This window comes from Brachybacterium sp. UNK5269, assembly GCF_049266655.1.
Lineage (GTDB): Bacteria > Actinomycetota > Actinomycetes > Actinomycetales > Dermabacteraceae > Brachybacterium.
This window is the reverse complement of sequence record NZ_CP184883.1, coordinates 2,644,207-2,660,881: the sequence shown is the minus strand read 5'-3', so window position 1 is coordinate 2,660,881 and position 16,675 is coordinate 2,644,207. Positions and strand designations below refer to the sequence as shown.

Annotated in this window: 15 protein-coding genes and 1 pseudogene; 7 read left to right on the top strand and 9 right to left on the bottom strand. The window is 72.7% G+C overall.

The features are described 5' to 3' along the window. Window positions 1-36 precede the first annotated feature (36 nt). The 3 genes from ACOJUI_RS12405 to ACOJUI_RS12395 form a co-directional block, all read right to left on the bottom strand. Window positions 37-1,728 (bottom strand): alpha-amylase family protein, encoded by a 1,692-nt coding sequence (locus ACOJUI_RS12405; protein WP_422115259.1) that lies wholly within the window; start codon window positions 1,726-1,728, stop codon window positions 37-39. A 115-nt stretch (window positions 1,729-1,843) separates the two neighbouring features. Continuing rightward, the gene (locus ACOJUI_RS12400; protein WP_422115258.1) at window positions 1,844-2,320 is read right to left on the bottom strand and encodes a VOC family protein; all 477 of its coding nucleotides are present in this window, start codon (window positions 2,318-2,320) and stop codon (window positions 1,844-1,846) included. A gap of 359 nt (window positions 2,321-2,679) precedes the next feature. Next, a complete protein-coding gene (locus ACOJUI_RS12395) occupies window positions 2,680-3,120 on the bottom strand; it encodes a VOC family protein (RefSeq protein WP_422115257.1) in 441 nt (146 codons plus the stop codon). A gap of 74 nt (window positions 3,121-3,194) precedes the next feature. Here ACOJUI_RS12395 and ACOJUI_RS12390 point away from each other — a divergent pair, with 74 nt between their 5' ends. Beyond that, on the top strand, window positions 3,195-3,929 hold the full coding sequence (locus ACOJUI_RS12390) for a DUF429 domain-containing protein (protein ID WP_422115256.1): 735 nt from the start codon (window positions 3,195-3,197) through the stop codon (window positions 3,927-3,929). 73 nt (window positions 3,930-4,002) lie between these two features. On the opposite strand, the gene ACOJUI_RS12385 is transcribed toward ACOJUI_RS12390, so the two are convergent. The 3 genes from ACOJUI_RS12385 to arfB are packed head-to-tail and all read right to left on the bottom strand — an operon-like array spanning window position 4,003 to window position 5,973. Next, window positions 4,003-4,578, bottom strand: a complete 576-nt coding sequence (locus tag ACOJUI_RS12385; protein ID WP_422115255.1) for a 1-acyl-sn-glycerol-3-phosphate acyltransferase — start codon at window positions 4,576-4,578, stop codon at window positions 4,003-4,005. 42 nt (window positions 4,579-4,620) lie between these two features. After that, entirely contained in the window at window positions 4,621-5,475 is an 855-nt protein-coding gene (locus tag ACOJUI_RS12380; protein WP_422115254.1) for a DUF3152 domain-containing protein, read from the bottom strand. Window positions 5,476-5,532: 57 nt separating this feature from the next. Continuing rightward, complete coding sequence (gene arfB, locus ACOJUI_RS12375) at window positions 5,533-5,973, bottom strand: alternative ribosome rescue aminoacyl-tRNA hydrolase ArfB (protein WP_422115253.1); 441 nt, start codon at window positions 5,971-5,973, stop codon at window positions 5,533-5,535. Window positions 5,974-6,111: 138 nt separating this feature from the next. On the opposite strand from arfB, the gene ACOJUI_RS12370 reads away from it, so the two are divergent. The 4 genes and pseudogenes from ACOJUI_RS12370 to ACOJUI_RS12355 all read left to right on the top strand — a co-directional run bounded on the left by ACOJUI_RS12370 (window position 6,112) and on the right by ACOJUI_RS12355 (window position 10,003). After that, entirely contained in the window at window positions 6,112-6,756 is a 645-nt protein-coding gene (locus tag ACOJUI_RS12370; RefSeq protein WP_422115252.1) for a GrpB family protein, read from the top strand. A gap of 129 nt (window positions 6,757-6,885) precedes the next feature. Further along, on the top strand, window positions 6,886-7,200 hold the full coding sequence (locus ACOJUI_RS12365; RefSeq protein WP_422115251.1) for a 4a-hydroxytetrahydrobiopterin dehydratase: 315 nt from the start codon (window positions 6,886-6,888) through the stop codon (window positions 7,198-7,200). Between the two features lie 157 nt (window positions 7,201-7,357). Continuing rightward, window positions 7,358-9,009 (top strand): annotated as a pseudogene (locus ACOJUI_RS12360) (ABC-F family ATP-binding cassette domain-containing protein). Window positions 9,010-9,052: 43 nt separating this feature from the next. Beyond that, a complete protein-coding gene (locus ACOJUI_RS12355) occupies window positions 9,053-10,003 on the top strand; it encodes an L-lactate dehydrogenase (RefSeq protein WP_422115250.1) in 951 nt (316 codons plus the stop codon). A 60-nt stretch (window positions 10,004-10,063) separates the two neighbouring features. On the opposite strand, the gene ACOJUI_RS12350 is transcribed toward ACOJUI_RS12355, so the two are convergent. Then, window positions 10,064-12,400 (bottom strand): glycoside hydrolase family 65 protein, encoded by a 2,337-nt coding sequence (locus ACOJUI_RS12350; RefSeq protein ID WP_422115249.1) that lies wholly within the window; start codon window positions 12,398-12,400, stop codon window positions 10,064-10,066. Window positions 12,401-12,645: 245 nt separating this feature from the next. Here ACOJUI_RS12350 and ACOJUI_RS12345 point away from each other — a divergent pair, with 245 nt between their 5' ends. Next, entirely contained in the window at window positions 12,646-12,891 is a 246-nt protein-coding gene (locus ACOJUI_RS12345) for a DUF3072 domain-containing protein (protein ID WP_422117665.1), read from the top strand. A gap of 8 nt (window positions 12,892-12,899) precedes the next feature. On the opposite strand, the gene ACOJUI_RS12340 is transcribed toward ACOJUI_RS12345, so the two are convergent. Both ACOJUI_RS12340 and ACOJUI_RS12335 read right to left on the bottom strand, forming a co-directional pair. Next, on the bottom strand, window positions 12,900-13,856 hold the full coding sequence (locus ACOJUI_RS12340; RefSeq protein WP_422115248.1) for a TIGR03885 family FMN-dependent LLM class oxidoreductase: 957 nt from the start codon (window positions 13,854-13,856) through the stop codon (window positions 12,900-12,902). Between the two features lie 90 nt (window positions 13,857-13,946). Beyond that, window positions 13,947-14,441, bottom strand: coding sequence for a flavin reductase family protein (locus ACOJUI_RS12335; protein ID WP_422115247.1), 495 nt, complete (start codon window positions 14,439-14,441; stop codon window positions 13,947-13,949). 203 nt (window positions 14,442-14,644) lie between these two features. Between ACOJUI_RS12335 and ACOJUI_RS12330 the strand changes: the two genes are divergently transcribed. Then, the gene (locus tag ACOJUI_RS12330; RefSeq protein ID WP_422115246.1) at window positions 14,645-16,642 is read left to right on the top strand and encodes a BCCT family transporter; all 1,998 of its coding nucleotides are present in this window, start codon (window positions 14,645-14,647) and stop codon (window positions 16,640-16,642) included. Window positions 16,643-16,675 lie beyond the last annotated feature (33 nt).

Below are 16,675 nucleotides of genomic sequence, written 5' to 3'. Positions count from 1 at the left end.
CGGCGCGATCGACGAGAGGGACGGTCGAGCTGCACATCAGTGCAGCCGGCGATCACCGGGCAGCAGCAGTCGCAGCCAGTGGTGCCCATAGGCCCCGACATCCAGGGAGAGCCGCCCGTCGCCGGTGATGGCCAGCCGATTCCCGCTGAACAGGTCGAGCACTTCGGTGCCGTCGTCGACGCCGGCCAGCTGCACGTTCACCGTGGTGGCCTCCGGGGCGAGGTTGTGCACCAGCACCGAGCTGGCGGTCCCGCCGCCGAACGGGTTCCAGGTGCACCGGTGGATCAGCACCGAGGGGATGTCGCGGTCCAGGACCTCGGCCTCGCCCATCCCCACCTCCGGGCATTCCCGGTAGCGGCGCGCGAGGAGGCCGACGAACGAGAGCAGGGAATCGGGGTCGGAGCGCTGGTGCTCGGCGTTGACGTGCTGGGGTCCGTACGGTCCCTCGGTCAGGGGTGCGACCAGCTTCGAGGGCGCCACGGTGGAGAAGCCGCCGTTCTTCCCGGCCGTCCACTGCATCGGGGAGCGCACGGCCAGCCGGCCCGGGATGTCGAGGTTCTCGCCCATGCCGATCTCCTCGCCGTAGAACAGCACGGGGGTGCCGGGCAGGGCGAACAGAAGCGAGTAGACCAGTTTGAGCCGTCGCGGATCGCCGTCGAGCATCGGAGGCAGTCGCCGACGCAGTCCGCGGCCGAACAGCTGCATCTCCTCGTCGGGCCCGAAGGCGTCGAAGACCTCGTGGCGCTCCTGATCGCTGAGCTTGTCGAGCGTGAGCTCGTCGTGGTTGCGAAGGAAGTTCGCGAACTGGCGGGTGCGCTCCAGGACCGGGCGGCGGCGCAGCGTCGCCGCCAGCTCGCTCGCGTCCTGACGGGCCAGTGACAGGTACATCCGCTGCATCAGCTCGAAGTCGAACATCATGGTCAGCTCGTCGCCGTCAGCTCCCCCGAAGAAGGCCAGCTGCTCCTCGTAGGGCAGGTTCACCTCGCCCAGCAGGATCGCGTCCCCGCGACGGCGCCCGATGAAGCCGCTGAGCTGGCGCAGGTACTCGTGCGGGTCGTGGAGCTCGCTGCCGCTCCGCGACACGCCGCGGCTCTCGATGAAGTACGGCACCGCGTCCACCCGGAAGCCGTCCAGTCCCAGCTGCAGCCAGAAGCCGATGATCTTGGCGACCTCCTTCTGCACCGCCGGATTGGTGATGTCGAGGTCGGGCTGCTCGGAGTAGAAGTTGTGCAGGTAGTACTGCCCGGCCTTCTCGTCATAGCTCCAGAGCGACTCTTCGGCATCAGGGAAGACCACCTCGCCGGAGGTGTCCTGCGGCGGCTCGTCGCGCCATACGTAGTAGTCCCGGAAGGGGCTGCTGGGGGAGGAACGGGCGGCGGTGAACCAGGGGTGCTTGTGCGAGGTGTGGTTGACGACCAGGTCCATGATCACGCGCATGCCACGGTCCTTCGCGGTGCGGATGAGCTCCACCAGGTCGCCGTGGTCGCCCAGGCGGGGATCCACGCCGTAGTAGTCGGTGATGTCGTAGCCGTCGTCACGGCCTGTGGTGGGATTCAGCGGCATCAGCCACAGGCAGGTCACGCCCAGTTCGGCCAGGTAGTCGAGGCGCTGGGCGAGGCCGTCGATGTCGCCGACGCCGTCGTCGTTGCCGTCGAAGTACTTCTCGATGTCCAGGCAGTACACGACAGCGGATCTCCACCACTGGTCCGAGGTCTCGGTCTTGAGCATCGGGGCTCCTCGTCGAAGGGGCGGCGGGACGACCTGGACCTCAGGCTATCGGCCGGTCCGCTGCGCAGGGACGAGTTCGGTGCTGCGTGACCGGCGGGAAGCGCCAGGACGGTCGTCAGCGGGCCGCCGCCTCCAGCCGGGCGACGTCGAGCTTGATCTGCTGCATCATCTCCCTCATGACCGCCTCGGCATGGGGCCCGGCGAGCAGGTCGTTGAGCTGCTGGGGCACGATCTGCCAGGACAGCCCGAACCGGTCCGAGCACCACCCGCACTGCGACTCGCGCCCGCCGTTGCCGACGATCGCCTCCCACAGCCGGTCGACCTCGGCCTGGCCGTCCACGGTGACCACGATCGAGACAGCCTCGGACAGCGGGAACTGCGGTCCGCCGTTGAGCAGCGTGTAGGGGACGCCGGCGAGCTCGAGGTCGACCGTCAGGGCCTGACCGGTCATGTCGGGCCCGTCCGGCGGGCCGCTGCCCGGCTCGTACTGGGTGCGGTTCAGGATCTTCGAGCCGGGGAGGAGGGAGACGTAGAACTCGGCGGCCTCATCGATGTGGCCGTCGAACCAGAGGCAGGTCTGCACGGAAGTCATGAGGCATCTTCCCCCTGCACCGTCCGGCTACGGAACGGTCAGCAGCAGCTTCTCGGACACGACGGCGATCGCGGTGTCGGGCATCTCGGGGTCGTGGCACGTAGCCTCGGAGTCGGCGAGCGACCGCCGCGATCGCGACGGCCGCCAACGGAGTGACGGGATACCGCCGGACGTCGGTGGACCCGCCGAGGAGAGGACGATCGACATGCTGAACTTCCTGCTGCGGATGCGACGACTGCGCGGTGACGTCCGCGCCGCCCGGAGCGGCCCGGCGGCGGTCGGGAAGCGGGCCGGCCGGCGCGCGGCCCACCGCCTGGTGAACCGGTTGCTCCGGTAGCCCTCGGAGGCCCTCGCGGGCCTCAGCCGACGGTGGCGGCGAGGGCGACGATGATGCCCTCCGGGCCGCGGAGATAGCAGAGCCGGTACGCCTGCTCGTACTGGGCGACCTCGCCGATCAGCTCGGCGCCGATCCCCTGCAGGCGCGCCACGGTCTCGTCGATGTCGTCGACCTCGAACATCACCGACCGGTACCCGAGGCCGTGCGGCTGGTCCTGCGGCTGGTCGGCGCCGACGGCGGTGGGGGACGAGAACCGCGAGAGCTCCACCCGGCCGGCGCCGTCCGGCATCCGCAGCATCACGATCTCCGTGCGCATGCCGAGCAGTCCGGTGACCCGGTCCACCCAGTCGCCGCTGATGCTCGCCCGTCCCTCGATCGCCAGACCGAGCTCCGTGAAGAACGCGGTCATCTGGTCCAGATCCGCGACGACGATGCCGATGTGGTCCAGCCGCTTGACGCCCATGGGCCACGGTAGATCCGATCCCCAGTCCGCCGCATTCACCCTCCGCCCGCCTCCGGGCTCGGTACGCTCTCGTGATGGATTTCGTCGGCGTGGACCTGGCCGCACAGCCCCGGCGCACCGGACTCGCCGTGCTCCGCGACCTCGGCGGGACGCTGCTCGTCGCCCAGGCGCGCAGCGGCGCCGAGGACGACGAGCTCGTCCGGGCGATCACCGGCTCCGTGAAGACCGGCGTCGACGTGCCGGTCGGCTGGCCGGACCGGTTCGTCGACCTCCTGGCCGCCCACGCCGCCGGGACGCTGAGCCCGCCGGACTCCACCGGCGACGCCTGGCGGCGGGACCTGGCGATGCGGGCCACCGATCTCGCCGTCCATCGGCGCACCGGGCTGACCCCGCTCAGCGTCTCCACCGACCGGATCGCGCATCCGGCGCTGCGGTGGGCCGGGATCGAGGCCCGGCTGCGGGCGAGCGGTCTCGACGTGGCGCGGGACGGCTCCGGCATGCTCTGCGAGGTGTACCCGGCCGCCGCGCTGCGCGCCTGGTCGCTCCCGCACCGGGGCTACAAGGGGACCAAGAACGCTGCGCCGCGCAGCGAGCTGGTGGCGGCGCTGAGCCGCGCGGTCCCCGCCCTGGACTGGAACGGGCACCGGGAGCGGTGCACGGCCGACGACGATGCGCTGGACGCCGTGCTCGCCGCGCTGATCGCCCGCGAGGTGACCCACGGCCGGGCCGAGCCCCCGCCGCCGGAGCTGCGGGAGGTCGCCCGGCGCGAGGGGTGGATCTGGGTGCCGCGGGAGCTGCCGCGGGCTTGATCGGGACGGGCGACAGTGCACGCGTGCGGGCGCCGCGCAGGCCGTGCACACCCCGGGCCAGCGCCGCGGGCGCTCAGGCCAGGTTGTCCTCGTCGCGCAGCCTCGGCTCGACGCGCAGCTCGGGGTGGTACCCGGACTTGTCGGCATAGAACGCGCGGATGCGGTCCATGTCCGCCGGGACGTCACCGGTCAGCTCGATGGTCGGGCCCAGGCCCGTCGTCATCGTCGGGCGGTCCACGAAGCCGAGCGTGACCGGCATGCCGGTCTCGCGCGCGATGCGGTAGAAGCCGGACTTCCAGTGCGTATGCGCGCCGCGGGTGCCGTCCGGGGTGACCACCAGCGAGAACACCTCCCCGTCGCGGCTGCGCCGCACCACGTCCTCGACCACGCTGCTGGGGTCCGCCCGGTCCACGGGGATGCCGCCGAGCAGGCGCATCAGCGGGGCGTGCCAGCCGACGAACAGGCTCTTCTTCCCCAGCCAGTGGATCTTCACCCCCAGTCGCCAGGCGATCCCGAGCATGAACACGAAGTCCCAGTTCGAGGTGTGGGGGGCTCCGATGAGCACCGTCGGACGGCCCGGGGCCGGCTGGCTCGCCAGCTTCCACGGACTGACGACCCAGAACGCACGGGCGAGGAGGTTGCGGAGCATGCGCTCAATGTAAGGGGTGGCGGGGAGCGCCGGAGGCGGGTCTCAGGCGCTCCCGTCCCGGGCCGGCCAGGCGTTCGGGCGGCACCCGTCCAGGTCGATGCTCTGCTGGAGCATCACCGGTGCGGCGCGCCCCTCGCCGGTGCAGCGGGCGTGCCCGTGGCCGAGGAAGTGCCCCACCTCGTGGTTGACCAGGTAGGCCCGGTACTCGGCGGTGTCGGGGAAGGTGGGGGTGCGATGCAGCCAGCGGTCGGAGTTCAGCACGACGTCCGGGCCGATCCGGCAGCTCCAGCGCCCCTCGGTGCGCGCCGGCAGGCAGAGCGCATCGACCGTCGGCGGTGAGGCCACCGAGACGGTGAACTCCGCCTGCGCCGGATCGGCGACCTGCTGGAAGGCGACGTCCTCGAGCCCCTGCCAGCCGCGGTCGTCCGCGAGCACGGCGGCGACCCCGCGGGCGGTGTCCTCGGCATCCAGTCCGATGCCGTTCTCGACCCGGAGGGCGTAGGTGCGCACGGTCCCGGTCGCGGTCCCGGCGGCCGCGCCGGCGGGCTGCGCGATGGTCCAGGTGCCGTCGCCGACGGTGCCGGACTCCACGATCTCCTGCTCCGCCGCCGACGCGTCCGGGGACGGCGGCGGGGCGGCGCCGGACTCGACGACCGGCACCGCCGGCTCCGGCGTGGCAGCTGCCGTCGCACCCGTCGTCGAGGCGCCGGCGCTGCCGGTCGACGCGGCACCCCCGGGCTCCGCGTCGCGCGACGCACCGGTCGCGGTCAGCTGGCGCACCCCGAGCACCACGGCGATCACCAGCACGAGCGCCACCAGCAGCACCGCCGCGGACCGGAGCAGCCGGCCCCGACGGGTCAGGACGAGGCGGCGCGGCGGGGCCGGGGGCGAGGTCACCCGCTCACGCTAGGAGACCGTGCGCAGGTGACGTGCGCGACACGCCCGGCGGGCAGATCAGTCGGAGCCGGGCCGGCGGCGGGCGCGCTTGATCTCGCCGCGCCGCCGCTTGCCGTCCAGACGCCGCCGCTGCGAGCCCCGGGTCGGCCGCGTCGCCCGGCGCGGGACGGGAGGTGCGACGGCCTCCCGCAGCAGGGCCGCGAGGCGCTGCCGCGCCGCGGTGCGGTTGCGCAGCTGCGAGCGCTGCTCGGCGGCCGTGATGGTGAGCACCGAGCCCGCGAGGCGGGCGGCCAGGTGCGCGAGCGCGCGCTCGCGCTGGGCCTCGTCGAGCGCGGTCGTCGTGGCCAGGTCCAAGCTGAGCTGCACCCGGGAATCAGCGGTGTTGACGCCCTGACCACCGGGGCCCGAGGCGTGGGAGAACTGCTCGACGAGCTCCGCGGCGGGCACGCGCAGCCCGCGCGGCGCGCCGGGTCCCGGGGCCACCAGCAGATCGTCCATGCCCCCAGTGTCCAGCAGTCCCGCGCCGTCCCGCGCGGTGAGGACGAGTGAGGTCAGCGCAGCTATAGTCGCGCCGACCGGGCACCGGCTCCCGCGCCCCGTCCGGCGTGGCGGCGGACCGGGATCTGGAGACACGAGATGAGCTTCCCCTTCGTCCGCAGCGAGCACGCCGAGCCGGTGGCTCCCGCCCTCGCCGCGGCCGTGCGCGATGCCGACCTGGGCCTGGCCCGCGGCGTCGTCGAGCTCGCGGAGCCCTCCCCGCGCTGGGGCGAGGCCTTCGCCGCCCTGGCCGCTGCGCTCCTGCCGACCGCGCCTCCCGAGGCCCTCGCCCTCGAGCACATCGGGTCGACCGCCGTGCCGGGGCTGCCCGCCAAGGCGATCCTCGACGTCGCCGTGGCCGAGGCACCGAGGGCGGATCCCGGACCGGTCCACGACTGGCTGATGAGCCACGGCTTCCTCTACCGCGGGGAGCCGGGCGAGCAGCGCCCCGACCGGATGTACGCCCTCGAGCTCGCCCCCGGCCTCCGCCTGGTCAACCTGCACGTGGTCGAGCACGACGGCCCGCTGTGGCGGCGCTACCTCGCCTTCCGCGATCACCTGCGGGCCGATGCCGCGGACCGTGAGGCCTACGGGTCGCTCAAGCGGCGGCTCGCCGGCCGGCATCCCGAGGACCGCCTGGCCTACGTCGCGGCCAAGGGGGCGTTCATCGTGCCGCGCCACGACCCGCCCGGCGCGGGGAGGGTCGGGACCGCTGCGCCACGGCCACCGCGCACCGGCTCGTGATCCGACCGGGAAGCACGGCGCTGCGCGGGCAGCTCGCCGGCGCGTGATCCTGACCGGGAGCGTGGCGCCACGGCAGCCGCTCGCGGACCCGGGGTGGCGAGGACGCCCGTCCGGGGGCACGATGGGGGCATGCCCGATCCGATGCTGATCCTGACCCACTCCGAGGTCGCCGACGCCGCGCTCGCCGACTGGCGCCAGGTCGAGAACACCCTCGTCACCGGCTACGTCACCGGCGACTTCGCCACCGGGCTGGAGCTGGTCAACCGGATCGGCGCCTCCGCCGAGAAGGCCGACCACCACCCCGACCTCACCCTCACCTACTCCCGCGTGGGCATCACGCTGTACAGCCACGACGTCGGCGGCATCACCATCCGCGACCTCCGCCTGGCCCGCACCATCAGCGAGCACGCCGCCTCGCTGGGCTGCCCGCCCGCGCACGACTGACCGGCCGCGCGCGACTGACCGGCCGTTGCCGCCGGCCGCGACGCGGTCCCCTGAGCGCCGCGGAACCGCGTCCGGGCGTCGACCGGCCGCGTGAGCTGGGAAACGGCGAGCGGTCGTCGATGCCGCCCGAGCGGATGCGGGGTGGGAGGATCAGCGGATGACCGCCACCCTCGTCGCCCACGGACTGGCCGGAGGGTACGGCCACCGCACCCTCTTCGAGGACCTCGACCTCACCGTCGCCCCGGGCGACGTGGTGGGCGTGGTCGGTGCCAACGGCGCCGGGAAGTCGACCCTGCTGCGCCTGCTGGCCGGGGTGGACGATCCCCAGGCCGGCACCGTCACCCTCTCCCCGTCGGACGCCTTCGTGGGTCATCTGCCGCAGGAGCACGAGCGCGTGCCCGGCGAGACGATCGCCGCCTACATCGCCCGCCGCACCGGTTGCGCGCAGGCGAGCCTCGACATGGACGCCGCCGCCGCGGCCCTCGGGGAGGATTCGGGGGCCGGCGCGGCCGACGCCTACTCCGCGGCCCTGGACCGTTGGCTCGCGAGCGGCGCCGCCGACCTCGAGGAGCGCATCCCGGTGGTCCTGGCCGAACTCGGCCTCCCGTACGCCGCCCACGAGGTGGACCGGACGCCGATGAGCTCGCTCTCCGGCGGGCAGGCCGCCCGGGTGGGACTGGCCGCGCTGCTGGTGAGCCGCTTCGACCTGGTGCTGCTGGACGAACCCACCAACGACCTCGACCTCGACGGGCTGGAGCGCCTGGAGTCCTTCGTGCAGGGACTGCGCGGGGGAGCGGTGCTGGTCAGCCACGACCGCGAATTCCTCGCCCGCTGCGTGACCCGCGTGCTCGAGCTGGACCTGGCCCAGCACAGCAACCGCGTCTACGGCGGCGGCTACGACGCCTACCTCGAGGAGCGGGCCACCCTGCGCCGCCAGGCCCGCGAGAAGTACGAGGAGTTCGCGGACAAGAAGTCCGACCTCGTCTCCCGCGCCCGCACCCAGCGCGAATGGTCCAGCCAGGGGGTGCGCAATGCGATGAAGAAGTCCCCGGACAACGACAAGATCCGCCGTCGCGCCCAGTCCGAGTCCAGCGAGAAGCAGGCCCAGAAGGTCCGGCAGATGGAGAGCCGCATCGCCCGTCTCGACGAGGTCGAGGAGCCGCGCAAGGAGTGGCAGCTCCAGTTCGAGATCGGTGCCGCACCCCGCTCCAGCACCGTGGTCTCCACCCTCTCCCACGCCGTGATCCGCCAGGGCGACTTCACCCTCGGTCCGGTCTCACTGCAGGTCAACGCGGGCGAGCGGATCGGGATCACCGGCCCCAACGGAGCCGGCAAGTCGACCCTGCTGCGGGCCCTGCTCGGCCGCCAGCGCGTCGATCAGGGCTCCGCCTCGCTGGGGGCGAGCGTGCAGATCGGCGAGATCGACCAGGCCCGCTCTCACCTGGCGGGCCCGCTCCCGCTCGCCGACGCCGTCGAGGCCCAGCTGCCGCAGCTGACCCCGGCCGATGTGCGCACCCTGCTGGCGAAGTTCGGGCTGCGCGCCGACCACGTGGACCGCAGCGTCGACGAGCTGTCGCCGGGGAGCGCACCCGCGCCGCGCTGGCCCTGCTGCAGGCGCGCGGGGTGAACCTGCTGGTGCTGGACGAGCCCACCAACCATCTCGACCTGCCCGCCATCGAGCAGCTCGAGCAGGCGCTGGACAGCTACGACGGCACCCTGCTGCTGGTCACCCACGACCGGCGGATGCTGGGGACCGTGCGCACCGACCGGCGCTGGCACGTCGAGGCGGGGGAGGTGCGCGAGCTCTGACGCGCCCCTAGGCAGCACGCCGCCCGCTCCCTACTCTGGCCCCATGATCGAGAACTCGAAGGTCACCGTCATCGGGGCGGGCGCGGTCGGTTCCAGCGTCGCCTATGCCCTGCTCATCCGCGGCTCCGCCCGCCACGTCGCCCTGTACGACATCAATGCGGCCAAGACCGAGGCCGAGGTGCTCGACCTCGCCCACGGGACGCTGTTCACCGGCGGCAGCGACATCACCGGCGGCGCCGATCTCTCCGTCGTCGAGGGATCGCAGGTGGTGGTGATCACCGCCGGTGCCAAGCAGAAGCCGGGGCAGACCAGGATCGAGCTCGCCGCGACGAACGCGAAGATCGTCCGCTCCCTCATGGAGCAGACCCTCGAGGTGGCCCCCGAGGCGATCGTCGTCATCGTCACCAACCCCTGCGACGTGCTGACCATGATCGCCCAGGAGGTCTCCGGCCTGCCCGCGCAGCGCGTCTTCGCCTCCGGCACCGTGCTGGACTCCTCCCGCCTGCGCTGGGAGATCGCGCGCCGCACGAACATCGCCGCGCCCAGCGTGCACGCGCAGATCGTCGGCGAGCACGGCGACACCGAGTTCCCGCTGTGGTCGGCCGCCCGCATCAACGCGGTGCCCCTCCTCGAGTGGCGCGGAGCGGACGGGACGGCGATGTTCACCCCTGAGCAGCTCGACCAGATCGCGGTGGACGTCCGCGACGCCGCCTACAAGGTCATCCAGGGCAAGGGCGCCACCAACTACGCGATCGGACTCTCCAGCGCCCGCATCGTCGAGGCGATTCTCGGCGACGAGAACGCCGTGCTGAACGTGTCCACGGTGCTGACGGACTTCCACGGCATCGACGGCGTGGCGCTGTCGGTGCCGTGCATCGTCAACGCCTCCGGCGCCCACCCGATCCGCGAGACCCCCTTCGAGGACGAGGAGCTGACGAAGCTGCGTGCCTCCGCCGCGGCGCTCGAGAGGGCCGCGGCCGGTCTGCGGGGCTGAGTCGCCGCGGGTCGGCGGCGGGCCGGCGGGCTCGGCGCGGGCCTCGACGCCGGGTGGACCTCAGGCCAGCGGTGCGCGACCCACCGGCTGCGTCGGCTCCGGAAGCAGCGGGGTGGCCGCGCGCAGGGGCACGGTCACCGGCTGCTGCGACCCGACCTGGACCGGGGCGCCGTCGACCACCACCGGGAGCGGACCCTGCCCGCGCAGCAGGGTCAGCGTCGTGCCCGCCCGCGTGGTCTCCACCTGCAGCAGCCGGCCGCGCCAGCTCATCCGGAAGCGCAGGCGGGTCAGCCGGCTCGGCAGCAGCGGCGCCAGCTCGAGCTGCTCGCGGTCCTCCCGCAGTCCGCCGAGGCCCGCCGTCAGCGCCAGCCAGGTGCCGCCCACGGAGGCCAGGTGCAGTCCCGCGTCCGCGTCGCCGCGCAGGTCCCGCAGATCCGCCAGCGCGCTCTCGCGCAGGTAGCGGTGGGCGAGGTCGGGATGCTGGGCGCGGGCGCAGACCACCGCCTGGGTGCTCGCGGAGAGCGAGGAGTCCCGCACCGTGCGCGCCTCGTAGTAGTCCAGGTCCCGGGCCTGCTCCTGGTCGGTGAAGTCGTCGCGGCACCACCACAGCGCCTGCACCAGATCGGCCTGCTTGATGACCTGGCGGCGGTAGATCTTCGCGTAGTGCTGATGCTCCTGGACCGGGTAGGAGTCCTGCTTGTCCTCGAAGCGCCACTCCCGGTACGTCGTGAAGCCGGTGTTGGCGGGGTGCACGCCGAGGTGCTCGTCGAAGGGGATGTGGACCGCCTCGGCCACCGCCCGCCAGCGGGCGCTCTCCTCGGCCGCCACCCCGAGAGCTGAGGCCTGCTCGGGCAGCTGCTCGCAGGCATCGGCCGCGCGCAGGAGGTTCCGCCGGGCCATCAGGTTCGTGAAGACGTTGTCGTCGACCACGCCGGTGTACTCGTCGGGCCCCGTCATCCCGAACAGGTGCCAGCCGCCGTCGGCGTCGTCATGACCCATCGACATCCACAGCCGCGCCGTCTCCACCAGCACCTCGAGGCCGCCGAGGGCCGCGGGGCCCTCGCCGGTCACGTTGCCGTGCAGCCAGAAGGCGCGGGAGATCGAGGCGTTGACATGCATCGCCGCGGTGCTGGCCGGCCAGTACGCCGAGGCCTCGCGACCGTCGATCGTGCGCCAGGCGAAGGTGGCGCCCTTCAGGCCCAGCACGTCGGCCCGCTCCCGGGCGGCGTCGAGGGTCGAGGCCCTCCAGCGCAGCAGCCGCGCCGCCGCATCGGGCAGCAGCAGCGACAGGACGGGCACGACGAACCCCTCGACGTCCCAGAAGGTGTGGCCGCTGTAGCCCAGTCCGGTCAGCCCCTTGCCGCCCAGCGGGGCGTCGTCGATGCAGGCGGTGCTGGTGAACAGGGTGAACACGCTGAAGCGCAGGGCCTGCTGGAGCTCGTCGTCGCCGTCGATCTCGACGTCGGCGCGCTCCCACAGCTCGTCGAGCACCTCGCGCTGCTCGGCGGCCAGATGGTCGAAGCCGCGGCTGATCCCGGAGTCGACGACGGCGCGCGCCGTCTCCTGCAGTGATCCGGCCTCGGCCTCGTGCGCCCAGATGTGCCCCGCGTGCTTCTCGATCTCCAGGACGCCGTCGGCGTCCAGATCGGCGGTGACGGTGGTGACGACGTGGCGGTCCGAGACGGACTCGGTGCTCACCGCGCTGTGGCCGACCACCAGGTGCTGGGCGGCGGTCGCGACCCGGATCGCGGAGCCGCGGGTCCGCGCGGTCAGCGCCCCGCCGGTGTCGTCGCAGGCCAGCGCCAGGATCTCGAAGGGCTGGCCGAGGGCGTCCGCCACCCGGGGGTCGCCGTTCTCGACCTCCGGCGGGGTCTGTCCGAGCACCAGCTCCGAGCGCACCACGACGTGGGCCGGACCGTCGAGGCTGCGCACCCGGTACCTGACCACGCTGAGGGAGCGCTCGCGCAGCGAGACCAGGCGCTGGCTGCGCAGCTCCATCCGGTTCCCGCGCGGCGTGCGCCAGACCAGACGGCGCTCGAGGATCCCGGTGCGCAGGTCGAGCCGGCGCTCGTGGACCTCCGGATCGACGGTGCGCACATCCAGCGGGATGCCGTCGACCAGCAGGCGCAGGGGCGTGGCGTCGGCGACCGCGATCATCGCCTGCCCGTACTCGGGGTGCCCGTAGCTGTCCTCGGGGTAGGAGAGCGGATGGCGCTCGTGGACGCCCGCGAGGAACGTGCCGCGCACCGCATGGGGCTCGACCTCGTCGAGAGTGCCGCGGATCCCCAGATGGCCGTTGGAGAGGCTGAAGAGGGTCTCGGTGACCGGCAGGCAGTCGAGGTCCACCGCGGGCTCGCGGACCTGCCAGGGATCGACGTCGAGGCGCGGAGCCGTCATGGTCGCTCGCCTCCGTCCAGGGTGCGGTCACGGAGCGATCGAGATTCCATCGGCGAAGTTTAGCGGGGGGCGCGGCCGCAGACCCGATCGGAGGCCCGACCGTCCGGGAGGTCGGGCCTCGACCCTTCGTCGCGTCAGCCCCGCGCCTTACCATGAGGCGCATCCGCGAGGACGCCCGGGCGTCCTCGGCCCAGCGCACGAAGGAGCGTCCGATGACCGATCCCCAGCACGAGGACCAGGCTGGCATGCCGAGCGAGGCGGGCGAGCACGCCGCCGGCGAGGAGACCATCGGCGCGACGGGGGAGACCGGCGGTGACGCCGCTCTCGAGAAGGACCCGGCCGACTGGGTCAGCGGCGAGGACCCCATGACCCCGGCCCAGAAGTCCTACCTCGACACCCTCGCCCGCCAGGCGGGGGAGGAGCTCCCCGCCGACCTCACCAAGGCCGAGGCCTCCGAGCACATCGACCGGCTGCGCGGCGACGAGGGCTGAGGCCCCGGTCACCGCAGCTGCGGCAGGACCTTCTCGCCGAAGGCCTCCAGGAACGGGCGCTGCTCCTGCCCGACGTGGTGCAGGTACAGCTCGTCGAAGCCGAGGGCGGCCAGCTCATGGATCCGCTCGGTGAGCTCACCGAGGTCGGAGGAGATGAGCACCGCATCCTCCAGCAGCTCCGGTGGCACCCCGGCGTCGGTGACCGCGTCGTAGGAGGCGACCCGCAGATCGGTCGAGGCGGGGGAGGGGAACACGTTCGAGCGCCACTGGTCGTGGGCGAGGGCGAAGGCCTCCTGCTGCGTCGGCGCCCAGGACAGGTGGACCTGCAGGATCCTCCGCGGTGCCCCGCCGGCATCCGCCCAGCGGTCGAGCATCTCCCGCAGCTGGGCCGGGTCCTGGTTGATGGTGGCCAGTCCGTCCGCCCAGCGCGCGCCGCGCACCGCGGTCTCCACGCTGATCGCGGGGGCGATCAGCGGCGGCCGCGGCTCCGGGACCTCCCAGACCGTGGCCTCCTCGACCGTGACCAGACCGTCGTGGGAGACGGTCTGGCCGGCCAGCAGGCGCGTGATCACGTCGACGCTCTCCTCGAGCCGCTGCTGGCGGACCTCCTTGCGGGGCCAGCCCTGTCCGGTCACGTGCTCGTTGGCGAACTGGCCGGTGCCCAGGGCCGTCCAGAAGCGACCCGGGAACATCGTGCCGAGGGTGGCGATCGCCTGGGCGACGATCGCGGGATGGTAGCGCTGGCCGGGGGCGGTGACGGTGCCGAAGGTCAGGTCGGTGGTGGCCAGGGCCGCGCCCAGCCAGGGCCAGGCCATCCCGGCGTGCCCCTGGCGCCGCGACCAGGGCTCGAGGTGGTCCGAGCACATGGCCGCCGCGAAGCCGACCTGCTCGGCCAGCTGGACGTCGGCCAGCAGCTGTCGGGGGGAGATCTGCTCGTGGGACGCGTGGAATCCGAAGACCGTCATACGGTCGTTCCTAGCAGACGCCGACATCCCCGGGAAGCGATCCGACCGCGGGGTCCGCAGCGGGACCGGGCTGCGCGGCGGCGCCGCCGGTCACAGCGGGAGGTCGTCGGGGACCAGCTCCCGGAAGCGGCTGCGATGGAAGACCATCGCCTCGGCCTCGGGCAGGCTGTCGATCGAGAGCACCTCGAGCAGCACCAGGTCGTGGTCCCCGGCCCGCATCTCGTCGTAGAGCCGGACCGTCATCCAGGCCGGGGCGCCCTGCAGGGTGAGCGCCCCCTGGGCATCGATGTCGACGGCGATCCCGTCGAAGCGGTGCTCCCGGTCCGGGCCGGCGAGCTGGCGGGCCACGCCCGACTGCTTCTGCCCCAGCACGCTCACCCCGAGCCGGCCGTGCTCGCGCAGCACCGGCCAGGTCCGGGAGCTGCGCTGCACCGCGACGGACACCAGCGGCGGGGTCAGGGAGACGCCGACGGTGAAGGTGGAGGCGAGCAGCCCGTGACGGACGCCGTCGACCTCGGCGGCGAGGAGGACCACGCCCTGCGGGAAGTGGGAGTACGCCTCACGGAGCGCGATGTCGGTCAGCATGCTTTTCACCTTAGGCCCGAATCCCGGGGTGCGGTGACGGCGCTCCGCATCTGGACCGCCGCCCGGCTGCTCGGCCCGCGGGTCCTGGCTACAGTGGTGCCCGTCCCGCCGCCCCCGCGCCGGGCGCCTCGACGCCCGTGCGGGTCGTCGCCGCGGGGAGGGGCGACCCCGAGCCGTCCCTGCGCGAACGGAGCCGCACCGCGATGACCGAGCACCCCAGCACCGCCGGCAGTCGGAGGACCGGTCCGGACAGGAGCACCGGTCCGGACCGGCGGGACGAGCGCCGTCCCGGCGAGAGGCTCCCGAATCTCGACTACTCGCGGCCGAGCTACCCCCACGACATCCACCCGGCGCTGGTGCCCGGCATCGCCATCGACGAGCAGCGCCGCCGCTACAGCGTGGACCGGCTGGTCTTCGCGGTGGCGGGCACCCTCGCCGTCGGCTTCGTGATCTGGGGCATCGTCGACACGGCCGGCGTGGGTCGGGTCGCCGACGCGGCCTACGGCTGGACCATGAGCCACCTGGGCTGGCTGTTCAACGCTGTCGCCACCGTGGTGCTGATCGCGCTGCTCTGGCTCGCCTTCAGCCGGTACGGCGCGATCCCGCTCGGCAAGGACGGCGAGCGCCCGGAGTTCTCCACCTTCTCCTGGGTGGCGATGCTCTTCGCCGCGGGACTCGGCATCGGCGTCATGTTCTGGGGACCGGCCGAACCGCTGAACTACTTCCTCACCCCACCGCCGCTGACGCACGAGGCGGAGTCCGTCGAGGCGATGCACCACGCCCTGGCGCAGACCTACTACCACTGGGGCTTCCACGCCTGGGCGATGTACGCGCTGGTCGGCGGGGCGGTCGCCTACGCGGCCTATCGCCGCGGACGCACCCTGCTGATGTCCTCGATCTTCCAGCGGCTGTTCGGGACGAAGCACTCCGAGGGCTGGGCCGGCCGCCTGGTGGACATCTTCGCGATCATCGCGACCCTGTTCGGCACGGCCGCCGCGCTCGGCATCGCAGCCCTGCAGATCGGCGCCGGGGTCGTCATCGTCTCGGGTGCCTCGGAGCTGACCAACACGGTGCTGCTGCTGATCATCGCGGTGCTGTCGATCGGCTTCGTGGTCTCGGCCGTCTCCGGCGTCTCCCGCGGCATCCGCTACCTCTCGAACCTCAACATCGTGCTCACCATCGGCTTCACGGGCCTGGTGTTCCTGTTGGGGCCCACGCTGTTCCTGCTGAACCTGCTGCCGTCGGCCGTCATGGAGTACCTCGGCTCGATGCTCGAGATGATGGCCCGCAGCGCCTCCTGGGGACAGGAGACGCTGGACTTCCAGTCCTCCTGGACCGTCTACTACTGGGCCTGGTGGATCTCCTGGTCGCCCTTCGTCGGCGTCTTCATCGCCCGCATCTCCCGCGGCCGCACGATCCGCCAGTTCGTCCTCAGCGTCATCCTCATCCCCTCCTCGCTGCTGTTCGTGGCCTACGGGATCATGGGAGGCACCGCCATCTGGATGTACCGCGAGGGCGGATTGGGCGTGATCGACCAGGTCAACCCGCCCGAGGTGCTGTTCTCCATCGTCGAGAACCTCCCCCTGTCCGGGATCATGCCGGTGCTGATCATGGTGATCCTGGCGATCTTCTTCATCACCGCCGCCGACTCCGCCTCCGTGGTGATGGGCATCCTCACCACCCGCGGCAGCCAGAACCCGCCCAAGCCGATCGTGGTGTTCTGGGGCCTGGTGATGGCGGGGATCGCGGTGGTGATGCTGCTGCTGGGCGGGGACACCGCGCTGCAGGGGCTGCAGTCGCTGGTGATCATCACCGCGGTGCCCTTCGCCCTCGTGGTGCTGCTGATCATTGTGGCCTGGTTCCGGGAGCTGCGCTCGGACCCGTACACGCTGCGCCGGCAGTACGCCGAGGCCGCGGTGAGCAACGCCGTGGTCGAGGGCGTGGACCGCTTCGACGACGACTTCAGCCTGCAGGTGGTCCGGGCCGAGCCGGGCGAGGGGGCCGGCGCCGCCGTCGACTCCACCCACGCGGAGTACACCGAGTGGTACCGGCGCACCGACGAGGACGGCGCCCCGATCGGCTACGACTTCACCACCGGCACCTGGGAGGACGGCTGGGAGCCCGGGGCCGACGAGGCCGCGGCGCCCGCGCCCGAGGATCCGACGGGGGACCCGGCTGGGGACCGCGACGGGAGGTCGTGATCCGGCCGGGCGCAGGAATGAATGCGGCGCGGC